24 protein-coding genes are annotated in these 23,822 nt (G+C 64.3%); 4 read left to right on the forward strand and 20 right to left on the reverse strand.

Features of this window, described 5'->3' with window-relative positions:
• Position 1: 1 nt before the first annotated feature.
• From PAA8504_RS12215 to PAA8504_RS12235, 5 genes are all read right to left on the reverse strand, one after another.
• On the reverse strand, positions 2-1,903 hold the full coding sequence (locus PAA8504_RS12215; RefSeq protein WP_108894475.1) for a hypothetical protein: 1,902 nt from the start codon (positions 1,901-1,903) through the stop codon (positions 2-4).
• The gene (gene motA / locus PAA8504_RS12220) at positions 1,900-2,763 is read right to left on the reverse strand and encodes a flagellar motor stator protein MotA (protein WP_108894476.1); all 864 of its coding nucleotides are present in this window, start codon (positions 2,761-2,763) and stop codon (positions 1,900-1,902) included. Before motA ends, PAA8504_RS12215 begins: the two co-directional genes overlap by 4 nt.
• A gap of 3 nt (positions 2,764-2,766) precedes the next feature.
• Positions 2,767-3,234 carry a MotE family protein gene (locus PAA8504_RS12225; protein ID WP_108894477.1) on the reverse strand — a complete coding sequence of 156 codons (468 nt, stop codon included), beginning with the start codon at positions 3,232-3,234 and terminating at the stop codon, positions 2,767-2,769.
• Positions 3,235-3,347: 113 nt separating this feature from the next.
• Positions 3,348-3,764, reverse strand: a complete 417-nt coding sequence (locus PAA8504_RS12230; protein ID WP_181375786.1) for a hypothetical protein — start codon at positions 3,762-3,764, stop codon at positions 3,348-3,350.
• A gap of 11 nt (positions 3,765-3,775) precedes the next feature.
• On the reverse strand, positions 3,776-4,288 hold the full coding sequence (locus PAA8504_RS12235; protein WP_108894478.1) for a flagellar basal body-associated FliL family protein: 513 nt from the start codon (positions 4,286-4,288) through the stop codon (positions 3,776-3,778).
• Positions 4,289-4,415: 127 nt separating this feature from the next.
• Here PAA8504_RS12235 and fliF point away from each other — a divergent pair, with 127 nt between their 5' ends.
• From fliF to fliP, 4 genes are read left to right on the forward strand one after another with little or no spacing between them, the layout of a single operon-like run.
• Positions 4,416-5,999: a flagellar basal-body MS-ring/collar protein FliF gene (fliF, locus tag PAA8504_RS12240; protein WP_108894479.1), complete on the forward strand. Its 1,584-nt coding sequence runs from the start codon at positions 4,416-4,418 to the stop codon at positions 5,997-5,999.
• Positions 5,996-6,601, forward strand: coding sequence for a hypothetical protein (locus tag PAA8504_RS12245; protein WP_108894480.1), 606 nt, complete (start codon positions 5,996-5,998; stop codon positions 6,599-6,601). The genes fliF and PAA8504_RS12245 overlap by 4 nt, the downstream gene beginning before the upstream one ends.
• Positions 6,594-6,890 (forward strand): FliM/FliN family flagellar motor switch protein, encoded by a 297-nt coding sequence (locus tag PAA8504_RS12250; RefSeq protein WP_108894481.1) that lies wholly within the window; start codon positions 6,594-6,596, stop codon positions 6,888-6,890. Before PAA8504_RS12245 ends, PAA8504_RS12250 begins: the two co-directional genes overlap by 8 nt.
• A complete protein-coding gene (gene fliP, locus PAA8504_RS12255; RefSeq protein WP_108894482.1) occupies positions 6,890-7,615 on the forward strand; it encodes a flagellar type III secretion system pore protein FliP in 726 nt (241 codons plus the stop codon). Before PAA8504_RS12250 ends, fliP begins: the two co-directional genes overlap by 1 nt.
• Positions 7,616-7,672: 57 nt before the next feature.
• Here fliP and PAA8504_RS12260 read toward each other — a convergent pair whose 3' ends face one another.
• The 15 genes from PAA8504_RS12260 to bchF all read right to left on the reverse strand — a co-directional run bounded on the left by PAA8504_RS12260 (position 7,673) and on the right by bchF (position 23,723).
• A complete protein-coding gene (locus tag PAA8504_RS12260) occupies positions 7,673-8,134 on the reverse strand; it encodes a c-type cytochrome (protein ID WP_108894483.1) in 462 nt (153 codons plus the stop codon).
• A gap of 102 nt (positions 8,135-8,236) precedes the next feature.
• A complete protein-coding gene (gene hemA / locus PAA8504_RS12265) occupies positions 8,237-9,448 on the reverse strand; it encodes a 5-aminolevulinate synthase (protein WP_108894484.1) in 1,212 nt (403 codons plus the stop codon).
• Positions 9,438-10,223, reverse strand: coding sequence for a putative photosynthetic complex assembly protein PuhE (puhE, locus tag PAA8504_RS12270; protein WP_108894485.1), 786 nt, complete (start codon positions 10,221-10,223; stop codon positions 9,438-9,440). The genes hemA and puhE overlap by 11 nt, the downstream gene beginning before the upstream one ends.
• 11 nt (positions 10,224-10,234) lie before the next feature.
• Positions 10,235-11,362, reverse strand: coding sequence for a magnesium-protoporphyrin IX monomethyl ester (oxidative) cyclase (gene acsF, locus PAA8504_RS12275; RefSeq protein ID WP_108894486.1), 1,128 nt, complete (start codon positions 11,360-11,362; stop codon positions 10,235-10,237).
• A complete protein-coding gene (locus PAA8504_RS12280) occupies positions 11,359-11,685 on the reverse strand; it encodes an O2-dependent cyclase accessory protein (protein WP_108894487.1) in 327 nt (108 codons plus the stop codon). Before PAA8504_RS12280 ends, acsF begins: the two co-directional genes overlap by 4 nt.
• Before the next feature lies 1 nt (position 11,686).
• Positions 11,687-12,187: a photosynthetic complex assembly protein PuhC gene (puhC, locus tag PAA8504_RS12285; protein WP_181375787.1), complete on the reverse strand. Its 501-nt coding sequence runs from the start codon at positions 12,185-12,187 to the stop codon at positions 11,687-11,689.
• Between the two features lie 11 nt (positions 12,188-12,198).
• The gene (puhB, locus tag PAA8504_RS12290; protein ID WP_108894489.1) at positions 12,199-12,828 is read right to left on the reverse strand and encodes a photosynthetic complex putative assembly protein PuhB; all 630 of its coding nucleotides are present in this window, start codon (positions 12,826-12,828) and stop codon (positions 12,199-12,201) included.
• A 4-nt stretch (positions 12,829-12,832) separates the two neighbouring features.
• Entirely contained in the window at positions 12,833-13,588 is a 756-nt protein-coding gene (gene puhA / locus PAA8504_RS12295; protein WP_108894490.1) for a photosynthetic reaction center subunit H, read from the reverse strand.
• 12 nt (positions 13,589-13,600) lie between these two features.
• Complete coding sequence (locus tag PAA8504_RS12300; RefSeq protein ID WP_108894491.1) at positions 13,601-15,025, reverse strand: PucC family protein; 1,425 nt, start codon at positions 15,023-15,025, stop codon at positions 13,601-13,603.
• Complete coding sequence (bchM, locus tag PAA8504_RS12305) at positions 15,022-15,840, reverse strand: magnesium protoporphyrin IX methyltransferase (protein ID WP_245897617.1); 819 nt, start codon at positions 15,838-15,840, stop codon at positions 15,022-15,024. The genes PAA8504_RS12300 and bchM overlap by 4 nt, the downstream gene beginning before the upstream one ends.
• A complete protein-coding gene (gene bchL, locus PAA8504_RS12310; RefSeq protein WP_108894492.1) occupies positions 15,840-16,760 on the reverse strand; it encodes a ferredoxin:protochlorophyllide reductase (ATP-dependent) iron-sulfur ATP-binding protein in 921 nt (306 codons plus the stop codon). Before bchL ends, bchM begins: the two co-directional genes overlap by 1 nt.
• Positions 16,761-16,822: 62 nt before the next feature.
• Positions 16,823-20,371: a magnesium chelatase subunit H gene (locus tag PAA8504_RS12315; RefSeq protein ID WP_108894493.1), complete on the reverse strand. Its 3,549-nt coding sequence runs from the start codon at positions 20,369-20,371 to the stop codon at positions 16,823-16,825.
• Complete coding sequence (gene bchB / locus PAA8504_RS12320; RefSeq protein ID WP_108894494.1) at positions 20,361-21,881, reverse strand: ferredoxin:protochlorophyllide reductase (ATP-dependent) subunit B; 1,521 nt, start codon at positions 21,879-21,881, stop codon at positions 20,361-20,363. The genes PAA8504_RS12315 and bchB overlap by 11 nt, the downstream gene beginning before the upstream one ends.
• A 70-nt stretch (positions 21,882-21,951) precedes the next feature.
• Positions 21,952-23,238 (reverse strand): ferredoxin:protochlorophyllide reductase (ATP-dependent) subunit N, encoded by a 1,287-nt coding sequence (locus PAA8504_RS12325; RefSeq protein WP_108894495.1) that lies wholly within the window; start codon positions 23,236-23,238, stop codon positions 21,952-21,954.
• A complete protein-coding gene (gene bchF / locus PAA8504_RS12330; protein WP_108894496.1) occupies positions 23,235-23,723 on the reverse strand; it encodes a 2-vinyl bacteriochlorophyllide hydratase in 489 nt (162 codons plus the stop codon). Before bchF ends, PAA8504_RS12325 begins: the two co-directional genes overlap by 4 nt.
• Positions 23,724-23,822 lie beyond the last annotated feature (99 nt).

Consider the following 23,822-nt stretch of genomic DNA (forward strand, 5'->3'; position numbering starts at 1 on the left):
CCTATTCCGAGAGGATCTGGGAAAGCTGTTCCCTCAACGCGGCGGTATCCTCCACTAGGCGCGAACTCCGGGCGGTGACGGTGTCCGAAAGCACCGGCGCAGGCGGGGGGGGCTCGGGAATACGGCTGGCGATAAGGGCTGTCGCCTGCTGTCGCAGTTCTTCAGCATCTTCGCCTTCGATACCGGCTAGAAGTGTTTCTGACCGTTCGGGCTCATCCTTCGAGATGGCGATCTGGGCCCGTAGAAGTTTCTCGCCCCGCAACGGCAGCCCTATGCCACGGTCAAGCACGCTGATCGCGAGGTCCGGAACATGCAACCTCGTTGCGCGACTGGCGATCTCAAGTCGAAGCTCGGCGTCCGCGATAGGGTGATCGGAGAGCCGCATCATCTGGCGCAGGAAGGTGGCATCGCCAAGGCCCAGTACACTTTCGAACAGATGCCGATTCAGATCCACGGCCAAAGCTGGCGTATGGGTTGCAACGTCGCGAATTTCATCGCTCGCTTTTTCGAACCGCGCACCGGCAATCTCCGCCAGGATGACCGCCCTGACGATACGATCTTTTTCCAGGCCTGTGATTTCGGGCAGCAGGGCACGAGCTTGATCCAACACCGAGACTGGCACGCTGTCCCCCGCGTCAAGAATGTTTTCGATCATGACGCGGATGGCTTCCGCAGCCTCCGGGGTTCGACGGGATACGATAGCCTGCAACTCGTCGCTCGATGGTGGGGCGTCCTCCATGGCGATCGAGGCCAGATCAGGCTGAGGATCGTCGCCTGCTGATCGAGTAGCGTTCCGAAGAATGGTGGCTTCTTCCTCACGCCCGAGGGCCAGCAGACTGGACATGGCGCGCCGTTCCAGGAACGGGCGGACCGGTTCGGGCGCGCCTTGGAGGGCAGAAACGATGGTAGCTACGCGATTCGGCAGGACAGGTGGATCGGCGATCAGGGCCATCAGCGACATGAGCGGTCCGCACTCGGCCGCTTGGGCAACTGCGGGAGCTTCGATGCTGTCATCCATCAAGTACGCAAGTTCTGTCAGAATCTGACGGTCTGAACCCGGATCCGGATACGCCTCTAGAAGCCGAGCCGCTTCGATACCCATGCCGGCTGCGATCATCCTCTGCGCCTCGGCCGTCATCCAGGTTAGATCGCTTTCGGTGCTCGGCACGTTGCGGCGAGCCGTCATCCAGTCTTGCAATTCGTCTTCGGCAAATGGCGGACAGACGATCTGCGGCGGGACACTGGAATACCCTCGGCCATCGCGCGTCTCAGTCTCTTCCGCGCGATATTGGGCGCCTGGTTCGGCGCCCTCTTCTTGCCTGCTTTCCAATACGCCACCTGAGGCTGCAAGAAGGTCACCCTGCAGGCGCGACCGAAGGGCCGCTACCCGATCTTCATGATCTTCGGAGCGGGGGGGCGCAGAGACATTGCGGGTCAGCAAGCCGGGCAACAATGACACAGGGGGAGCGATCGGTCCTGCCGGGGCTTCGAACCTCGGTTCAATCCGAGACTCCGCGAACTCGGGTTCCGGCTCTTCCAGGGTTGGATCGGTGCTAGCGGGTCCGTCGAATATATCGATGGCGAGCCCTCCGTTGGGGAAACGGAACGTCTCGAACCTGCAATCGCATTCCAGGTCGATGGTTAGGGAATTGGCGGAGTTTTGGGCAAAATCAGCAACGCGGTCTCGGTCGATCCGTCGAAACACATCCGAGAGATCATACGCAATTGCCCGATCCGTACTCAGTACGAGCGACGTGTCCTCCCGGGCAAGCGTCCAATCCGGGAAAGCCGAATAGTCGATTGCGACCCGAGTGAATCCCTGATGCTCGGCGGTGCGGACCGCAGCCTCCTGCGCCGAAGCCACCAGGGGGACGATCACGAACAGGATCGACAGGCGGATCATGCGGACTTCGACCCCTTCAGCGCTTCTTCCAGATCGTCGAATGCAGGGCGCTGATGACCGGGGACGTTCTGGCGTCCGACCTCGATACAGATCGAAGGGCTGTGGTGATGCAGATTGGCGACGAGCACTTCGCGGATCAGCTGATAGAAATGCGCATCTTCCTCGGCCACGGCCTTCATCTTTGCGGCGAACGGACCGACGAAACCGTAAGCCAGAAACACGCCGAGAAAGGTGCCCACGAGTGCTCCGCCGATCATTTTGCCCAGGACCTCGGGCGGCTGATCGATTGCCGCCATGGTCTTGATGACCCCCAACACCGCTGCGACGATGCCAAGGGCTGGCAAACCATCCGCCATATTCTGCAAGGCGTGACTGGAGTGAAGCGCCGCGTGAAGGTGCGCCTCCATACGCTTGTCCAGGACTTCTTCCACCTGATGCGGATCGTCGTAATTCATGCTGGCCGAGCGCAGTGTGTCGCAGATCAACTCGACGGCTTCACTATCCCCCTGAATCTTCGGATAGGCACCAAAAATCGAGCTCTCGGCCGGGTTCTCGATATGCGTTTCCACAGCCAGCGGATCGGACTTGGCCATCCGGATCAGCTCGAACAGCAGGCACAGCAGGTCGCTGTAGTCTTCGGGTTTCCATTTCACACCCTTGAAGACCTTTTTAATGTCCTTGAGGGTGTGCTTGACGGTTGCGCCGTCGTTCGACAGCAGGAATGCCCCGACCGCCGCCCCCATGATCATCGTCATCTCGAAGGGGAGGGACGTCAGAATGATACCCAGTTTTCCGCCGGCGGCGAGATAACCGCCGAAAACCATCACGAAGACGACGACAACGCCGACGATAGCGATCATGACTTACTCCTCAGGAAGATCGGCGTGACGCCCTGCCAGCATGACGCTGATGGCATAGGCGACGTCGGCCGGCATGGCGGCCAAGATTGCGGCGGAGGCGGCCGGCGACATGAGGCCCATGAACCCCGCGGCGAAGGCGGGCGGCATCTGCTCGAACAGCGGGGCGGCCTCCGCGGGCTTCATGTTCTCATAAACGGTGGCTAGGCGACTCAGATCATCCTCGGCCGCGCGGTCTGCCAGTTGAAGCAATTCGCGTAACTCGAGCTCCGCCGTTTCGATTTCTTCCAGTTGAAGGGCAAGGGCCTCGCGTCCCGCTTCGAGGCGGTCCGCCTCGGCCTGAAGCTCTTCCTCGCGCGCGTCGAGGTCTGCCTCCCTGGCTTGCAACGCTGCCAATAGCGTGGCGATCTCGTCTTCGGGTTGCTCCGGGGTTGCAGCGTGCGCCTGTGTCACCCTGACGATTTCGCTGGCCATCGCGATGGCTGTCCCATCCCCCAAACGCAAGATTGCCGAAGCTAGAAGGAATCCGGCCAAGACCGGCAAGGCTCCCAAACCGACTCGGCGAGCCTTGTGGCGGAATTTCCGTTTCATCGGACACCTACCGTGGAGCGCTGAGCGAAAAAGGATTGTGTGGCTGGCGCCGCGCTTCGATCGGCCGAGCGGGCCGAAGACGTGAATATGGGCGCGGGGGACGGCGTGCTCGGCGGAGGCGGGGGGGCCGTGTCGACGTCGTGCAGGGCTGCGACATGCAGTTCCAGCCGGCGAGCCACGGAATCGGCCCGTTCGGTCAGCTCCTTCAGCGTGGCTCCAGAGCTATCGGACGACGCTTTCGCGGCTTCCAGCGCTTTGGTCAGATCGTCGACCTGCGCAGAGAGGACAGCCACGGCTCCGCCAACTCCGCGTTCGAGGTCGGTGAAGCGCGTCAGTCGTCGAGACAGGACGAAGCAATAGAATGCCGCGCCAATGGCGCCGGTAATCAGTAAAATATCGGCGATAAGGTCCATTCTGGTGCCTTTCAGCTTAATACAAATTCCATGACCAGGACGTCGCGCACCTTCCCGGCGCCGACGACCATGTCGACCCGACGGAGGAGCTGGGCACGGATCTGCATCAGTGCTCCGGCGGTGCTTAAGGACGAGGGCTCAACCGCGCGCAGATAGCCGTTCATGACGTCGATGACCCGCGGCATGAGGTGTTCCACGTCCGCTTTGTGCCGATTCGCCACCTCCAGTTGTGCCCGAAAGCGCAGGTGACGGTTGTTGTTCTGGCCCGACAAGGAGACGACCAAAGGCTCTACGGCGATGAACCCTACCTCCTCGGCAGTCAGCGATCCAATGATCTCTATCTCTTCCACCGCGGCGCCATCATCTGCGCCGGCGGATTCGACCTCTTCCGAAGCACCGCCCAGAATCAGTCCGGACCAAACTGCATAGAACCCGCCACCGCCCAGAAGGACTGCGGCAATCGCACCAATGATCAGGCCCGTTCGCCCCTTCTTGGGCGGTTCGTCTTCGCCGTCCTCGGCCATGCGATCCCGTCTCCGTCTTTCGTTCCGGTGAGATCAAATAAACCTAAAGACACTAACCAATTGTTAAGTCCGGACGGGCAAGAAGACCGCAAGACGGGCAGAAGCCCCGGGTGACAGGAGGTCGGTCGTGCAGGAACTGATATCGGTGTGGCAGGCATTGTCGCTGCAGCGTCGTATCGTCGTGATCGGGGCGACGGTGGCCATGTTCGCTCTGGTCCTTGGTGTGGCGCGCATGGCATCCAGGCCTGAAATGTCGCTCCTTTATTCCGGTTTGGAGCCCGGTGCTGCGGGTGAAGTAGTGCAGGCGCTGGAACAGCGGGGCGTCGTCTACGACGTGCGGGCCGGGGCGATCTTCGTCGAGGATTCCCAGCGTGACGGCCTGCGCATGACCTTGGCAAGCGAAGGGCTTCCGGCCGATTCTTCGGCAGGGTACGAGCTTTTGGATCAGATGTCCGGGTTCGGGACCACCAGCCAGATGTTCGACGCGGCCTATTGGCGCGCAAAGGAAGGCGAACTGGCACGTACGATCGTCGCGTCGCCGTCGGTGCAGGCCGCACGGGTGCATATCGCGAACACGGGCACGAAACCGTTCCAGCGCGATGTCACGCCCACCGCGTCGGTCACGATCACCCCGGCGGGCGGGGGCATTTCGACGTCGCATGCGAAAGCGCTTCGGTTCCTCGTCGCGTCCGCCGTGGCCGGTTTGTCGCCGGAACAGGTATCGATCATCGACGGGAATGGCGGTGTCATTCTGGGCGGTGAGGACACGCCGCAAGGTGGACAGGGCCAGAGCAAGGCCGAGCAACTCAAGCGCAACGTAGAGCGCTTGCTGGAAGCCCGCGTGGGCTACGGCAACGTCGTCGTCGAGGTGAATGTCGAGACGGTGAACGAAACCGAACAGATCGTGGAGCGGCGAATCGACCCCGAGAGCCGCGTCGCGATCAGCCAGGATATCCAGCAGAGCAAGGAATCGAGCTCAGATGCCGGCGGTGGTAACGTCACCGTGGCCTCGAACCTCCCCGGTGGCGATGCCGAAACCGATGGCCCTACCGCGTCGAGCCAGATGAGCGAGAGCCGCGAGACCGTCAATTACGAGGTTTCGCAGATCGAAAGGCAGGTGACGCGGGCCCCCGGTTCAGTCTCGCGCATTACCACCGCCGTCCTGATCGACGGGGTTACCCAGACGGCCGAAGACGGCACCGTCGAGTGGAGTCCGCGCCCCGAGACCGAGATCGCCGCCCTGCGCGAGCTTGTCGCCGCCACCATCGGCTTCAACGAGGACCGTGGCGATACCCTGTCGGTTCAGAGCATGAGGTTCGAGCCGCTGCCCTCCGAAGGAACAGCGCCGGGATCGGGGGCCTTCACTGGGCCGATCGACGTGATGCGCCTTGCTCAACTTGCGATCCTCGCACTTGCCGCGATCGCGCTGGGTCTGTTCGTCGTCCGCCCGATCTTGGCCAAAGGGTCCGCCGCTACGGCTCTTCCCGCGCCCGATACCGATACGGAAGAAGACGGCGAAGTGCTCTCGGGCGAGGTGTTCTTCGGCGACGGTATGCCAATGATGGGAGATGGGGGCGGGTTCTTCGTCGGCGACGACGAACCGTCCGAGCCTACCGCAGTCGAACGCTTGCGCCAGTTGATTGACGAACGCCAGGAAGAATCGCTCGAAATCCTGAAGTCCTGGATGGAAGATGATGGAGAGAAAGCATGAATGCGCGCCCCCTCGAACTTGAGGACTTTAACCTCTTCGTGGACACGGCGGTTGCCCCAGTCGAGGCTTTCGACGGAGAGCGACTGGAAGCCGAGAAGCTGGAATCCTTCGACAAGGGCTATACGGCCGGATGGGACGACGCCACCGAAGCGGTGCAGCGAGATACCGAATCCCGTTCGCAGGTCTTCGATACGCGCCTGGAAGAACTCTCTTTCACCTTCCACGAGGCCCGCGCCCACGTGATGCGCGGTCTGTCGCCCTTGATCGAAGCGATTGTGAAAACCGCCCTGCCGCGCCTTCTCCACGAGACCCTCGGTCCGCGCTTGATCGAGGCGTTCGAGGACATGGCGGGGGATCTTTCCAACCCCGAAATTCGGGTCCTGACCGCGAAGGGTGAGGCCGCCGAGGTGATGCGCGCCCTGGGCGACAAACCGCGTTTTCCCGTCGAGGTCCTGGAAGAGGAAAACCTGCCAGAGGGCGTTCTGCAGGTCCGACTGGGCGACAAGGGGCGCGAGATCGATCTTGGCGCGATGGAGCAGGTTCTGACTGACGCGCTGTTTGCGCTGGACACACATAACGAGGAGCTTCTGTCCCATGGATGACGACATCCAAGAAACGCCGGCCGAGCCGATACGATCGCAAAACCCGCTGCATCACGTTCCGGTCGAGATCACCGTCGCCGTCGGCAAGGCGCGCCCCAAGCTGTCAGAGCTTCTTAAGATGGACCAGGGGGCCGTCCTGACGCTGGACGCCAAGGTCGAGGATCCTGTTCTTCTTTATATCGGCGACCGGCTTATCGCCAAGGGCGAGCTGGAAGAGTTGGAGGGCGAAGATGCGGGCCTTCTGGCCGTTCGCCTGACCGAAATCGCGGATATGGAAAGCGGCCTCTGATGCGTCTCGGCCTCTGGCTTCTGCTGTTCGCCGCCGCCGTGGCGCTGCCGGCAGAGGCACAGCAGATCTCCATTGATTTCGACGGCGAAGGTACGCTGGCGGGGCGGGGCATTCAGTTGCTGGTGCTGATCACGGCCCTAAGCCTGGTGCCTGGACTTCTGGTGATGATCACGTGCTTTCCGTTCATCGTCACCGTTCTGTCGATCCTGCGCCAAGGCATCGGACTTCAGCAGTCTCCGCCCAACATGCTGATTGTCACACTGGCCCTGTTCCTGACCTATTTCGTGATGGAGCCTGTATTCACCGAAGCTTGGGAAGTGGGCGTCACCCCGCTGGTCGACGGAATCCTGTCGATCGAGGAAGCGCTGCCCCGGGCATTGGAGCCATTCCGAGTCTTCATGGCCGGCCGCGTCGACCCCGCGACCTATGAAGCGCTGGCGACCCTGCGCCCCGAAACTGCAGACACCGGTCTTGCGCCGGACTCCCCCCTGTCGATGCTGGTCCCCTCCTTCCTTCTGTCCGAGATCGAACGGGCCTTTCAGGTGGGCTTCCTGGTGTTCCTGCCATTCCTGATCATCGACCTCGTTGTCGCCGCGGTTCTGATGTCTATGGGTATGATGATGGTGCCACCTGCAATCGTATCTTTGCCCTTCAAGCTGGCTTTCTTCGCCGTCGCGGACGGGTGGACGCTGATATCCGGGGCCCTGGTGACAAGCTACTTCTGAACGACAGAAGGCCGCCCGGGGGGGGGGGCGGCCTTCCGGGATTTCAGGACGTTGACCTCAGCTGCCGCTGTCTTCCGACATCTCTTCGTCCGGCCCGAGGGACTGGAGGTAGGCGAACACGTTCTGGGCGTCTTCCTCGTTGCGCAGGCGGAACGACATCTTGCCGCGCGCGCGACTGTCAAGAAACTCGGAAAGGTGGCCAGAGGGGTCCTGAACATACGGCACGAAATTGGCCAAGTCCCACTGCAGACCCGCCTCTCCAGCTTCGACCATGGCATCGGAATAGCGGAAATCCTCGACCGTGCCCGCTGTGCGTCCCACGACACCATAAAGGTTGGGGCCCGTGCGGCCGGCGCGACCGGCCAGCGTCTCACCCTCGTCGTTCACAACGACATGGCAAGCCTGGCACTGGTTGAACACCGTTTCGCCGGCCGCTGCATCGCCCGCCATCTCATGACTTTCGGCAAAGGCCGGTGCTGCCAAAAGACTGGCGGCAAAAGAAAGCACGACTAGTTTCATAGGAAATTTTCCTCCCATTGCGGGGCAAGTCCGCCCCGTGAACTTTTCTTTTGAAAGAATAGCTTTGAGAAAGCACCAGTCAATTGGCTGGCCCTTGGGCAATCAAGCAACTTGTCGCGACAAGGCGCATTGCTTCCACAGACCGTTCAGCGCCTCGACCAAATGGTCGATATCGGCGTCCGAGTGAAGCGGCCCTGGCGTGAAACGCAGCCGCTCGGTGCCCTTCGGAACAGTCGGATAGTTGATGGGCTGCACATAGATCCCGTAGCTTTCCATCAGTACGTCCGCGATCATCCGGCATTTAACCGGATCGCCGATCATCACCGGAATGATGTGGCTGGGGTTCGGCAGATGCGGGATGCCCAGCCGGTCCAGCCGCTCACGCAAGCGCGCAACCTGACGGCGCTGCCGCATCCGCTCGATCTCGGAGGTCTTCAGGTGCCGCACCGCGGCCGTTGCTGCAGCCGCGACCGCGGGCGGGATCGCTGTTGTGAAGATGAACCCCGACGCGAAGGACCGGATGAAGTCGCACAACGCTTTCGAGCCGGTGATATACCCGCCAAAGCACCCGAACGCCTTGCCCAGTGTCCCCTCGATCAGGGTGATGCGGTCCATCAGCCCTTCGCGCTCAGCCACGCCACCGCCGCGGGGGCCGTACATGCCCACGGCGTGCACCTCGTCCAGATAGGTCATGGCGCCATGCTTTTCGGCGACATCGCAAATCTCGGCGATGGGGGCGATGTCGCCATCCATGGAATAGACGCTCTCAAAAGCTACAATCTTCGGCACGTCCGGCCCGTAGGCCGACAGCTTGCGGTCCAGATCCTCGGGGTCGTTGTGCCGCCAGATCACCCGCTCGGCGCGGGAATGGCGCATCCCTTCGATCATGCTGGCATGGTTCAGCGAGTCCGAGAAGATGACCGCCCCCGGCAGCCGCGATCCCAAAGTCGACAGGGCCGCCCAGTTCGACACGTAGCCCGACGAGAACAGCAGCGCGTCATCCTTCCCGTGCAAATCGGCCAGTTCGTGCTCCAGCGCGACATGGTGATGCGCCGTCCCCGAGATGTTGCGGGTCCCGCCCGCACCGGTGCCGCAAGATTGCGCCACGTCGACCATCGCTGCCACCACGTCGGGATGCTGGCCCATGCCCAGGTAGTCGTTCGAGCACCACACCGTCACTTCATCGGGTCCCGGTCCGTGGTTCCTTACCTTCGGGAACTGGCCGCAGACGCGCTCCAAGTCGGCGAAGAAGCGGTAGTTTCCTTCGGCTTTCAGGGCCGAAAGCTGATCGGTGAAGTGCCGTTCAAAGTCCATTCTTCGCCCCTCCTTCGGGCATTTTCGTCTTGGGGGCCGGGATCGCCCAGCTCCAGAGTTTCGCGTCCGGCAGGGGCAGGACCATCAACCAGTGTTCCAGAAGCGCCAGCCCCGTCAGAGCGGCCAGGAGGGCGAACTGAACGTCGCCCGTAAAGATCGACCGTTCGATCCAGCAATAGACCGCGGCCGTCAGCAGAAGGATCGAGATCGGAAACAGCCACGAGACCGGCCCCTGCCGGAAATAGCTTGGCAGATGCGCTAGCGGACGCGGCAGGAATTCGGCATTGATGCGCGGCACGCCCAGAAAGATGTTCAGCTTGGCCGAGATGCGCGCGCCCCAAAGTACCGCATAGGTCCAGAAGCCCGTCGGGTTGCCTTCGAAAGCCAGCGCCCAGAAGAACACGAGGCCCGCGGTCAGCAGAAGCTCGTGCCAAGCGATGACCCGCCAGGCCGCGCGGAAGCGCTGGGCGCCGGTCACGCAGAACGGCATCGGCGCGCGCGACGGGCCGGTAACGCAGCCGGTCAGGAACGACAGTTCGATCCAGCCCCAGACCGCCAAGGCCGACAGGAACCCGCCATATGCCGCACCGGGCATGCCGGCGGTCACGATGGCCCCGGCGATGCCGGCGACCAACACGGGCAAGGCGCCCAGGACCACGCGCCCATGCGCCCCCCGGCCGCGTCCGTCGGCGCGCTGGACCACCCACAGGATCGCGCCGGTGGAGAACCACCAGACGAAAAGCGCGAACAGCGCTGCGATCCAGGGGGTGTCCACGGCCGTCTCCCTCAGTAAGCCGGTTCGAGGCGCACGTCGTCGGGCACCGCGTTCTTCTTCACCGGCATGGTGTAAAGCGACACGAACGCCGCGGCGGCCTTCGCCCCCGCCGCCGCACGCCCCATCATGCCGGACACACCACCGCGCGCCTTGGCCGCATCCATCTGACGCACAGCCCGTTCCATGGCACGACAGCCGTTGATGAAGCGTGGATTGTCGAGGTCCAGTTCGACCGGGAAGACCTGCCGTGCGATCTCGCTGGTCTTGCGAAAGACCTCCATGTCGTACCAGTCGATATCGACGCCAAGCGCCTCGTGGAACTTCGGCCGCGCATGGTCGCGCACCCACATGGTCGAGAACACGGCCGTCAGGAAGAACCGGATCCACAGCTTGTTGGCAAAGCTCTGCGTGATCTTGGGATCGGTCCGCATCAACAGGGCGAAGGCCTCACCATGGCTGAACTCGTCGTTGCACCACTCCTTGAACCACTTGAAGATCGGGTGGAACCGATGCTCCGGGTTCGCCTCGAGGTGGCGATAAATGGTGATGTACCGCGCATAGCCGATCTTTTCGGACAGGTAGGTCGCGTAATAGATGAACTTGGGCCGGAAATAGGTGTACTTCTTCTCGCGCGTGAGGAAGCCCAGGTTCACCGCCACGCCCGCCTCGCGCAGCGCGTCGTTGATGAAGCCCGCATGGCGTGCCTCGTCGCGTGACATGTAGCTGAACAGCTCCTTGATGTCCTCGTTCGTGCCGCGGCGCTTCATCTCCTTATACAGCACGCAGCCGGAGAATTCGGCCGTGCAGCTCGAGATCAGGAAATCCAGAAGCTCGGCCTTCAGCTCGGGCTCCATCCCCTCCCAGTCGACATGGTCCCAGTCCTCAGTCTTGCGGAAGTGGCCTTTGTTGGGGTCGTTGCGCATCTGCTCCATCAGCTTGTCCCAGTCCGCGCGGACGGGGCTGACGTCGATGGCGTCTAGCTCGGCGAAATCGGTAGTATAGAAGCGCGGCGTCAGAAGCGTGTTCTGCATCGCAAGCGCGGTGGCGGCCTCGCTGTCGAATTTCGACTGGGCCTGCTGGATCGCCAGGCCTTCCTCGACCGTGGTGGCGTCGGCGGTGTGAGGGGTTTGCACGTTCATGCCCGGCACTCCTCTCCGCCGGTGCCGCTGGCCGACACCTCGTCACTGAACGAGAACTCGCATAGCTCCATGAACTCCATGTCGCCGGTCAGCTTGGTCCACAGACGCTCCAGCCCCGAGGCGCGGCGGATCGTGGCCATGCGGCTTTCACGAACCTCCTCGCCCCAGCCGGCCATCACAGGCGTGCCGTGGACCTGAACCGTGTCGCCGGGGTGGATGACCGCCCCGTTATCCAGCCGGACATGTGCCGACAGTTCCTCGAACTTGTGGACGACCTCGACCGTGCAGGGCGCGGTCTCGACCGTTTTCGTGAAAAATCCCATCTCATTCCCCTCCTTGGCTGCTGCCCGGGGCATCCCCGAACAGGACCTCCCAGTGCCGGGCATTACCGGCCCCGAAAGAGGTCAATTCGGCGCTCCACCCCGTGGCGGGGTCGGACAGCACCAGCCGCCCGTTGGCGAGACGGGCGAGCGTCACGGGCGGGTTGCCCGAAATCCGGTGAACGACGCGCTGTCGGTTCAGCGCATCCCCCACCACGGCGATGAAGGCGCCGTTGTCGGTATCAAGAAGGATGGTGCCGTCCGGCGCAATGGCCGTGGCGGCGATCGAGTCGCTTTCCAGCACGAAGGTCCGGCTTTCGACCACCGCCGCAGCTTCGGGCACGCCGGACAGGGGCCGGTCGGTAACGCTGGCCCAGGTCGCAAGACCCAGCGCGCTCAGCGCCATGGCGCCCATCGCGACCAGAAGCTTGCGCGGAATCATCTCGCGGTCGCGTTCCTGCATCTCGCGCCGCTCGGCATCGTAATAAAGGCCCGTGTTCCGCATCGTCCTCATCCTCACTCGGCGGCCATGGCGCTCAGTTCGGGGCGCGTGCTGCGCGCCTCGACCGCGTTGGCCAGTATGCCTGCAATCAGTTTCGCGTCTTTGACACAGCGCAAAGCGGGCTTCACGTCGCGCATGTGCCACGGCCGGACATGCGGCCACAGCACCACGTAGGACAGCCGCGTCTCGCTGGCCGGCGTCAGCGCGATGGTCCCCGTCCCGGAGCGTCCCAGCGCCAAGTCGGCCGACGCGATCTTCGGGAAGGGCAGGTTCACCGTCAGGGTCAGCGCCGCGCCGATGCGCATGGCGACCCGCTCGGTCGTAATGGTATAGACGGTCGCGCGCGCCTGCACCCAAGCGATCGCGAACAGGATGGCGCAGGCCACCAAGCCCACCGCCAGGATCGGTACGCCGTAGCCCATGGCGCGCAGCCATCCGAACTCTGCCGCCAGCGAGGCGCCCCGCGCGAAGGCCAGCAGCACGAAATACCCCGCGATCCATTTCAACGACAGGGACGACACCGCCAGCGCCCAGGCGTCCGGGCGGCCCTGCCACAGGACCGACTCGCCGCGGGGCAGCGATTCGGGCAGGCCGGGGATCTCCTCGATGGTGAAGTCGGGATCGTTGCGATAATCGCGGGGCATCGGATCAGGCTCCCTTACAGTAAAGTTCACCGCCACCGTAGAAGGCGACGATCTTCTCTTCTTCCAGCAGCGTGATCTCGCGGTCCGACTTTGTCTTCGGCACCTGCGCCATACGGGCGGTGTTCAGCGTGCGGATGTCGACATAGCGCTGCTTCATCCGGACCAGCTGCATCGGCGCAAGGCAGCGCCCGCCTGCCTCCAACTCGATCTCCAGATAGCGGATCATCTGCTCGGGCACGTCGATCCACAGGTCGACAACCGTGCCGGCGACATGATCGTCGTTGCACACGACCGGCATCCCGCGCGGATCGCGCCCCGCGCTGACGAAGAAAGACTCGTGCTGTGCCATGGGCTGGATCTTGGCGTGGCCGTTGCCGTCCCGCTCGACCCGGTCACGACGCGGCACCCAGCTGGCCGGGCCCACGCCGTCCAGCATCGGATCGCCGGTGGGCTTGTGCGGGAACCCTTCCGACAGGGCGGTCCGGGCCATGGCAAGTTCGGCGCGACGATGCTGCTCTTCGTTCTCGGCAGAGGGAACGATGACATCGGGCATGCCGTCGGGCATCAGGAACGCCTTGGGCTTGGGCACCGGGAACGGCCCCTGGTTCGGGGCGACCGTGCCGTCCTCTTTCTCAAGGGGATAGCCTTCGCGCATGTTCTCGGTCTGCAGGTAGTAGACCAGCAGCGCGAAGAACAGCCAGAAGCCCCAGATGGCGACCGCCGCCAGATCCGTATCTCCGAAAAATTCAACACCGACCATGATGTCCTCCTGTCAGGTTGGGAAGTCGGCAAGACCGATCTTGCCGTCTTCGCGGGTCTCTATGGGATGGACGAACGACAGGCGGACCAGAGGCCCGAGGACCGCAAGCGTTCCGAACAGCAAAGCAATTTCAATATGGTAAACCGTGGTATAGCCGATTGCGGGCGTATCCAGCGTCGCCCCCAGCGCGCCCGAAGCGGCCAGCGCGCCCACCCCGTCCTTCACCGCGCCGCCCAGCCCGATGGCCAGCCCCGCGGCGGTGGCCTGCGCCGCCCCCCACGCGCCCAGCGCCAGCCCCCGGCCGGCAACGCCGCGGGCGGGCAGGGTCATCGCGGCCGTCAACGTCGCGACCGAGAACAACCCCCCGCCCAATCCGATCCCGATGGCCCCGGCATAGAACAGCGCGGGCGCCTGCATTGGCGGGGCGAATATCACGGCCGAAAACGCGCAGACCCCGAACAGGATCCCGCGCGCGGCCATGCGGAACGGGTCCAGCCCGCTGGTCAACCACCGCGCCGCGAAGGCAAAGCCCACAAGCGCGCCGCCGGCCCACATCGCCGACAGCCACGTGGTGTGCCCGACGCTCAGCCCCAGTATCTCGCCGCCGTAGGGCTCCAGCAGCACGTCTTGCATGTTGAAGGCCAGCGTGCCCGCAAACACTACGGCCAGCAGCCGCCCGGCATCCCCGCCGCTGGCGAAATCGCGCCACGCTTCGCCGAAGGCAGGCCGCGGTTCGGCCCGCTCAGTGCGGTTCTGGGGGCGCACACGCTCCTGCTTCCACAGGGCGATCAGGTTCAGCGCAACCGTGGCCAGCGCCGCACCCTGCACGACCCGGATCAGGGCTAGCGGGGTGAAATCCGCCAATAGCCAGCCCATCACCAGCGCCGAAATGCCCATGCCCAGCAGGAACATCACGTAAAGCAGCGCCACGACCCGGGGCCGCGTGTCTTCGTCCGCGCGGTCGCAGGCCAGCGCCAGGCCAGCGGTTTGCGTCATGTGCAGCCCGAAGCCCGTCATGATGAACGCGGCTCCCGCCAGCACTTCGCCGGCGAAGGGCACGTCGTGAACCGTGTCGCCGCCCAGCACCAGCAACGCGAAAGGCATCAGCGCCAGACCGGCCATCTGCCACAGGGTTCCGAACCAGAGGTAAGGCACCCGCTTCCAGCCGATGGCGCTGCGGTGGGTGTCGCTGCGATGACCCAGAAACGCCCGGAACGGCGCGACCAGTACCGGCAGCGCGATCATCGCGGCCACCAGCATCGCGCCCAAACCAAGCTCGACGATCATCACCCGGTTCAGGGTGCCCAGAAGCAGCACGCTCGCCATGCCCACGCTGACCTGGAACAGCGACAGCCGCAGAAGCTGCCCGATGGGCAGCCCCTCGGACGCGGCATCCGCGAAAGGAAGATAGCGCAGGGGAAGGCGAGCAAGGCTCATGTGGCGACCTCCAGGCAGGTCGAGATATAAAAGCCCGAAGAGATCCGATCGACGACCGAAAGCTTGCGCACGCATCCCCCCCGTTCCAGGTGCCGGGCCAGGCGGCGCGGGGCGTGGGGAATCATCACGGGCGATCTGTCGGATTTGGGAAACAGCCGCCCGATCCCCCACATCGCCGTCAAAAGCGGCGTGCGCGGGGCGACGGTAAAGACGATCTTTCCCTCGGTCCGGTCCGACAGGTCGGCCAGCAAGGAACAGATGTCGAGGGCGTCGTAATACAGAAGCGAGTCCATCGCGACCACGTGGTCGAAACGCCCGAAGGCATCGTCACGCAGATCGCCGGTGCGGAACTCGACACGTGCGGCCAGATGGTCGGGGAGCCGGGTGCGTGCCACATCCAGAAGGCTCTCGCTGATATCAACTGCAACGACCTCGGCCCCGCGCTCGGCCAGCGCTTGGCTCAACTGCCCGACCCCGCACCCTGCATCGAGGATGCGCATCCCGCTCAGATCATCTGGCAGGCGCGACAGGATCAACGCGCGCATCTCGTCCCGGCCCGCGCGCACAGTGCGCCGCACCCAGCTCACGTCGGCGTCCGAGGTCAGGCGCGTCCACACATCCGTCGCGGTGCGATCGAAATAATGCTCCACCCGGTCGCGGGTCTCGTGCCAGTCCGACCCGTCGGGACGGTTGCCCGACGTTTGTCCGGCGTTTGACCGGCCGGTGTCCGGCGCAGAGCCGCCCCCGGCACGGCCCATGTCCGACGCAAGCCCGACAGGTGCGGGACGGATTTTCCGGGCGGGGCGCAGGGGCATCAATCGAATCCCAGAAGCTCGAAGATGTCGCGATCTTCCATCGGTGCGGGCGCCAGACCTTCCGTTCCGGCATACAGCGCCGTGGCCAGACGGATATATTCCGCCCGCGCCCGCACGATGTCCTCTTCGTCGTCCATCTCGAAAAGCGTTTTCTTTTTCAAACGACTGCGACGGATCGCGTCGATGTCGGGCATATGCGCGATGCGCTCGAACCCGACGGTGTCGCAATAGCGATCGACCTCGTTGGTGTCCTTGCTGCGGTTCGCGATGCAGCCGGCCAATCTTACGTTGTAATTCCGGGACTTGGCCTGCACCGCCGCGATGATCCGGTTCATCGCATAGATCGAGTCGAAGTCGTTCGCGGTCACGATTACTGCCCTATCGGCATGCTGCAACGGCGCCGCGAACCCGCCGCAAACGACGTCGCCCAACACGTCGAAAATGACCACATCGGTGTCCTCAAGCATATGATGTTGCTTGAGAAGTCGGACAGTCTGCCCCACCACGTACCCACCGCAGCCGGTGCCCGCGGGGGGGCCGCCTGCCTCGACACACTGGACGCCGTTCCAGCCGACGGACACGAAATCCTCGGGGCGCAGTTCTTCGGCGTGAAAGTCGACGTCCTTGAGGATGTCGATCACCGTGGGCTGAAGGCGCCCGGTCAGGGTAAAGGTGGAATCGTGTTTGGGGTCGCAGCCGATCTGAAGAACCCTGTGGCCCAACTTGCTGAACGCGGCCGACAAATTCGACGAGGTGGTCGATTTCCCGATGCCGCCCTTGCCATAGATCGCGAACACCTTGGCCCCGTCGATCTTCATCGACGCGTCTTGGTGGACCTGAACGGACCCCTCGCCATCTTCCCCGAGGCGCGGAACCCCGGCGGCTCTCCTCAGCGTCTGAACGTCGTCTTTCGGGCTCATTGCGTGCCCCCCTGAATTCGTGTGGCGTGGCCTGTTTTCGGAATGAAAACAGACTTTTGCGGCTATTCTGCCGCGATGCCTTCCATGCGGTCTTCCAACTCGTCCGCCGCGCCTTGAAGGGCGGCCAGCGTCTCTTCGTCCGGTTGCCAATAGGCCCTGTCCGATGCCTCCAGCAGGCGTCCCGCCATCCGTGCCGAGGCGGTCGGGTTCAGCTCGGCCAGGCGGCGGCGCATCTTTTCGTCCAGCACGAAGGTCTCGCTGAGGCGCTGATAGACCCACGGCTCGACCTCTCCGGTGGTGGCCGACCAACCCATCGTGTTCGTTACATGCGCCTCGATCGCGCGCACGCCCTCGTGCCCGTGCTTCAGAAGCGGCTCGTAAAAACGCGGGTTCAATGCACGGCTGCGGGTTTCCAGCGAAACCTGCTCCTGCAGGGTCCGGACCTTTCCCGCCCCGCGGGTCTGGTCGCCGATGTAAACCGGTGCGGCAGTCCCCTTGGCCCGCTTCACGGCGCGGCTGATGCCGCCCAGCGTATCGAAATAGTGATCGACGGTGGTGACCCCCAACTCGACCGACTCAAGGTTCTGATAGGCCAGATCGACCGTTTTCAGCGTTGCCTGAAGCAACGCGGCCTGTGCGCTGGGCTTGCCGTTTCGGCCGTACGCGAAGCCCTTGCGGGCCTGGTAGGCGTCGGCAAGCTCATCCTCGTGCCCGAAGCTCGAGGCATCGACCAACTGGTTGACGTTCGAGCCGTATGCCCCTTCCGCGTTCGAAAATACGCGAAGGCTTGCCGTTTCCATATCGCAGCCTGTCTCGGACGCGTAGGCCAGCGCGTGGGCGCGGACGAAGTTCTGGGCCTCGGGCTCGTCGGCCGTGGCAGCTTTCCACGCCGCCTCTGCCAGCATCCGGGTCTGCAGCGGAAGCAGGTCACGGAAAATCCCCGAAAGCGTCATCACCACGTCGATCCGGGGGCGCCCCAGCTTTTCCAGAGGCACCAAGTCGGCACCACACAGCCGCCCGTAGCTGTCGAAGCGCGGGCACGCTCCCATCAGCGCCAGCGCCTGTGCGATCGGTCCGCCATCGGACTTGATGTTGTCGGACCCCCAAAGCACAAGCGCGACCGAACGCGGAAGCGACTTGTGCGTCTCCAGCAGAAGCTGCGCCTGCCGTGCGCCGTCGGCCATCGCCCAGGCGGTGGGCATCCGGAACGGGTCGAAGGCGTGGATATTGCGCCCGGTCGGCATGATTTCGGGGCTCCGGATCAGGTCGCCGCCAGCGACGGGGGGAACGAACCGGCCGGCAAGCGCCCGCAGAAGGGCCGGGATCTCGGTCTGCTGGGTCAGTGCCGCGTCAATGTCCGCGCGCCGCTCGGCGTCCATCGCGGGCATGGCGTCCAACATCCGGGCGCGCTGCTCGGCATCCATGCCGCGGCCGACGATGTGAAGCCCGTCGGTGATCAGCGCCTCTTCCGTCTCGAGCAGCCGCAGCCACAGATCGCCGGGGGCCGTGCCGCCCAGATCGACCGCCTCGGCTTGCGTTGCGATCAGCGTCTCGACCTCGGCCCGCGCTTCGCCCGGGGGCGTCCCGCGCCAACGGGTCAGCGTTTCCTTCAGCTCGGCCAGTCCCTTGTAAAGGCCGGCTTGGCCCAGAGGCGGCGTCAGGTGCGTTACGCAGACGGCGTTCGCGCGCCGCTTGGCCAGCGTCGCCTCGGACGGGTTGTTCGCCGCATAGAGATAGACGTTCGGCATGTTGCCGATCAGCCGGTCTGGCCAGTCGGCCCCGGACAGGCCCGCCTGCTTGCCGGGCATGAATTCCAGCGCGCCATGCATTCCGAAATGCAGTAGGACATCCGCCCCGAAGCTTTGCTTGAGCCAGCGATAGAAGGTGACGAAGGCGTGGGTGGGGGCGAAGCCTTTCTCGAACAGAAGGCGCATCGGGTCGCCTTCGTAGCCGAAGGCCGGTTGGACACCGACGAAGACGTTTCCGAACTGCGCGCCCAGAACGAAGACACCACGCCCGTCGCTTTGGTGACGACCGGGGGCGGACCCCCAGGCGGACTCGACCTCGGACAGCCACGGTGTGTCGCGCACCATGTCATCGGCCGGGACGTGGGCGGCGACGTTGGCCTCCTGCCCGTATTGCGCGGCGTTGCCCTTGAGGACCGCGACGCGCAGCGCGTCGACATCGGCGGGTAGATCGACATTGTAGCCCTCGTCGCGCATGGCGCAAAGGGTGTTCCACAGGCTTTCGAAGACCGACAGATAGGCGGCCGTTCCGATGGCCCCTGCATTCGGGGGAAAGCCGTAGAGGACGATGGCGGCCTTACGTTCGGCCACTTTCGACCGGCGCAGGTCCACCAGGCGCCCCACCTTGTCGGTCAGCGCGACGATCCGTTCCGGGCAGGGCGCCATCGCGCGGGCCTCGGCGGTCGGGCGGCAGGCGCGGCGGCATCCATCACATCCGGTATCGCTATGGCGGCCAGCGAAGACGGTGGGGTTGGTCGCGCCGTCAATCTCGGGCAGGGCAACCAGCATCGTGGTCTCGACCGGGCCAAGCCCCTGCGAAGACCCGGCCCATTGGCCAAGCGTCTGGAATTCCAGCGGATGAGCGGCGACATAGGGCACGTCCAGCCGGGACAGGACACCGACCGCGGCGTCGCTGTCGTTGTAGGCCGGGCCACCCACCAGGCTGAACCCGGTCAAGGAGACCAGCGTATCGATCCGGTCGTGGAAATAGCTTTCGACCGCGGGGCGTCCGTCGAGGCCGCCGGCGAAGGCGGGCAGGACACGCAGCCCATCGGCTTCGAGGGCACGGATGACGGCGTCGTAATGGGCGGTATCGCCAGACAGGATGTAACTGCGCATCATCAGAAGACCGACGGTGCCGCGGGGGCTCTCAGGCTGCGGAAGCTTGGCGGGGTCCGTGACGATGCGGTCGGTCAGGTCCGGGTGATACAGGCCGACTTCGGGATACTCGACGGGCAACGCGGCCTCGGCGCCCCGCCACCGGGTCTCGGACGTGTAGCGCGAGATCAGGAAGCGGATCATCTGTTCGATGTTGTCGTCCGAACCGCCCAGCCAGTATTGCATGGTCAGGAACCAGGCGCGCATGTCCTGCGCCTTGCCGGGGATGAAGCGCAGGATCTTCGGCAGCCGGCGCAGCATCGTCATCTGCCGCGCACCGCTGGCCTGACCGGGCTTGGACGAGCCGCGCAGCTTCTTCATCAGCTTGCCCAGGCCCGACGGCGGGGCGGCCATGTCCAGATCGCCCATCCGGGTCAGCTTCACGATGGCCCCGTCCGAGACCATGCCGACCATCGCGTCGCACCGGTCGCGGGCTGCTTCGAGGTTGGGCAGGATCGCGCGGATATGTTCCTCGAGGAAGATCAGCGAGGTGACGACGATATCGGCCCGGTCGACAGCCTCGCGCGCCGCCTCTAGGGCGGCCGGATCCTCGCCCCATTCGGCAGCGGCATGGACTGTGACGGCAAGCCCGGGGAAATCCCGTTCGAGCCGGGGCAGGACGCGGGCGGCCGGACCCGCGGCGTGGGCGTCCAGCGTCACGATCGCGATGCGATAGCCCGCCTGCATATGTCCAAGCTCATCGCGCATAATGGGCCTTTGCCTCGTACAGGGTGTCCACCCCGATCTCGCTGACGCCGCGTTCGGCGGCGAAAGCCTCGGTATTGCGGCGGGCCTTCGGGCGCACGAAGAAGGGGATCTTCTTCAATTCGCGCTCGGCTGCCTCCAGCCAAACGACCGCATCCGTGGGGGCGGGGGCCTGGGGGGCCGTGTCCTCGGACCGCGCGACGGCCTTGCCGCCATGGTGGCTGGGGCCCGCTTCGTCGTGGAACTCGAAATCATCGCGGAACATGTGCAGAAGGTGTTCTTCCAGGCCCATGACCAGCGGGTGGACCAGTGTGTCGAACAGGACGTTCGCCCCCTCGAACCCCATGATGGGGGAGTAGCGGGCAGGGTAGTCCTGTACATGTACGGGGGCAGAGATGACGGCGCAGGGAATGCCCAGGCGCTTGCCGATATGACGCTCCATCTGGGTGCCCAGGATCATCTCGGGGGCGGCCTCTTCGATGGCACGCTCCACGTCCAGGTAATCGTCGGTGATCAGCGGTTCGACGCCGTACTCCTTGGCGGCCTTGCGCAGGGCGCGGGCGAATTCGCGATTGTAGCAGCCCATGCCGGCCACTTCGAACCCCATCTCGTCACGAGCGACGCGGGCCATGGCGATGACGTGGGTGGCGTCGCCGAAGAGAAAGACGCGTTTGCCGGTCAGGTAGGTCGAGTCGACCGATTCCGAGTACCAGGGCAGGCGCAGCCCCGCCTCGGACGGGCGCTGGGCGTCGGGTGCCAGTTTCAAAACCTCGGCGACGAAATCGCGCGTCGCCCCGACGCCGATCGGCGTGGTCTTGGTGTAGGGCTGGCCGAAGGTCTTCTCGCAATGCCGGGCTGCGGCTTCGCCAGTTTCGGGATAAAGCAAGACGTTGAAATGCGCGGCCCCCATGCGGACGATGTCCGCGGGGCTGGCCCCGAGCGGTGCGGTGACGTTCACCTCTATCCCCATATCGGCCAGAAGCGACGTGATCTCGGCGACGTCGTCACGGTGACGGAAGCCCAGGCCGGTGGGGCCGAGGATGTTGCAGGTCACACGTGCCGTCCGTTCGACCGGCGCCGCGAGGGCGCGCACGATCTGGTAGAACGTCTCGTCCGCGCCGAAATTCTCCTTGCGCTGGTAGGACGGTAGTTCAAGCGGGATGACCGGAATGTCGAACCCCATCGAGGCCGCCATGCCCCCGGGGTCGTCCTGGATCAGCTCAGCCGTGCAGGACGCACCGACAATGATCGCCTGCGGATCGAACCGCGCCACGGCGTCCTCGCAGGCGGTGCGGAACAGGTCGGCGGTGTCGGCGCCAAGATCGCGGGCCTGGAAAGTCGTGTAGGTCACGGGCGGGCGGTGGTTGCGCCGTTCGATCATCGTGAACAGAAGGTCGGCATATGTGTCGCCTTGGGGTGCGTGCAGGACGTAGTGCAGACCGGTCATCCCGGTTGCGACTCGCATCGCGCCCACATGGGGCGGGCCTTCGTATGTCCAGACGGACAGCTTCATGGCTGCCACCGGGGGCTGCGCGCCCCCGGACCCCCGCGGGGTATTTGACCAAGGATGAAGGCCGAAGGGGTCATTCCGCGACCTCCTTGAGCTTCAGCTTTTCCTTGCGGCGGATGGGCCGAGCAAAGAGCTCGGCCAGATCGCCCGCCTGTTCGTAGAAATGGACCGGGGTGAAGACGAGTTCGATCGCCCATTTCGTGGTCAGGCCCTCGGCCTCGAGCGGGTTTGCAAGCCCCAAGCCGCACACGGTCAGGTCGGCCCTCGCGGTACGGGCGCGGTCCAGTTGGCGGTCGACGTCCTGGCCTTCCGAGATCGTGGGACCGGCAGGGAGCAGATCCAGATCGGGGCCGACGATGTCCCGGTGGATATAGGGGGTGCCGACCTCGACCGCGTCCATGCCGCATTCACGGGTCAGAAAGCGGGCCAGTGGGATTTCGAGCTGGCTGTCGGGAAAGAAGAAGATGCGTTTGCCCTGAAGCGTTTCGGTGGCCCGGGCTACAGCCTTGCGGGCGCGGGCCCGGGGAGCTTCGGTCACCGCGTCGAAGGTGTCCCGGTCAACGCCGAACTCCCGCGCGATTGCGGAGAGCCAGGCGGTCGTTCCTTCTTCGCCGAAGGGAAGCGGGGCAGGGATGTGACGTGCGCCTCGCCGGGTCAGTTCGGCATGCGTCTCGCCCAGGAAAGGCTGGGTGAGGGCGTAGACGGTGTTGGGGCCGATCGAGGGAATGTCGTCGGCCCGGCGGGCGGGCAGGGTTCGGATCCCGTCGATTCCCATCTGCGAAAGCAGGCCAAGTGCCTGATCCTCGACCACGTCGGGAAGCGCCCCGATCAATAGCAATTGGCGCGCCTCGTTGCGCGGCAGAACGGGTACCATGGAGGCCAGGCACGCATCCTCGCCCTCGGTGAAGGTCGTTTCGATTCCCGAGCCGGAGTAGTTGAGCACCCGAACGTGCGGCGCGTGAACCCGGGTGAGCCGTTCGGCCGCCTTGCCCAGGTCGAGCTTGATGACTTCGGAGGGGCAGGAGCCCACGAGGAAAAGCTGCCGGATGTCAGGGCGACGCTCGAGCAGGCGGCCGACTTCGCGGTCGAGTTCGTCCTGGGCGTCGGCCATGCCGGCAAGGTCCGTTTCCTCGAGAATCGCGGTCGCGAAGCGCGGTTCCGCGAAGATCATTACTCCGGCGGCCGATTGCAGAAGATGCGCGCAGGTCCGTGACCCCACCACCAAGAAGAAGGCATCCTGCATTTTCCGGTGAAGCCAGATGATTCCCGTCAGGCCGCAGAAGACTTCGCGCTGGCCGCGTTCCTTCAGCACGGGGGCGGCGCCGCAGCCCAGTGCGGGTGGTGGCGGAAGCTGAGTCATGAGCCCACCCGCGCGCGGCGAAATTTAAGAACGAATTGCGCCGCGTTCAGCATATAGGCCCCGTACGCCATCAGCGTTAAAACCATCAGCGAGATCGGGTCGAGCGCCTGCGTGAACAGCGCCCAGAGATACGCGGTGTGAAGGGCGATCACGACGAAGGACACGATGTCTTCCCAGAAAAACGTAGGGGCCAGAAGATACTGGCCAAAAACGACTTTTTCCCAGATCGCCCCGGTTACCATGATCGTATAGAGAAGGACTGTCTTCGTCACGATGGAAGCGGTCGCGATAGCATAGCCGTCGCCCGTGACGAGGAACCGCACCACCAGCACGAGGGAAATTGCGAACACTGCGAACTGGAGCGGCGCCAGGATGCCCTGCACCATGGTCCAGCGGGTCGCGTCACGGCGCGCCCTTTCCTCCGCCGAATACAGCGGGGCTGCGGAAGCCTGGGGCTGGGAGATGGTGAAAGCTGCGTCATTCATGAACCGACAAAAGCACCGTGCGGGTGAATGTGTCAACTCAAACTTACACATTTGCGTCTAGGTGGCCTGACCAATTTATGGGCGAAGCTGTCAATTCTT

Source organism: Palleronia abyssalis, assembly GCF_900302445.1.
Classification (GTDB): domain Bacteria; phylum Pseudomonadota; class Alphaproteobacteria; order Rhodobacterales; family Rhodobacteraceae; genus Palleronia; species Palleronia abyssalis.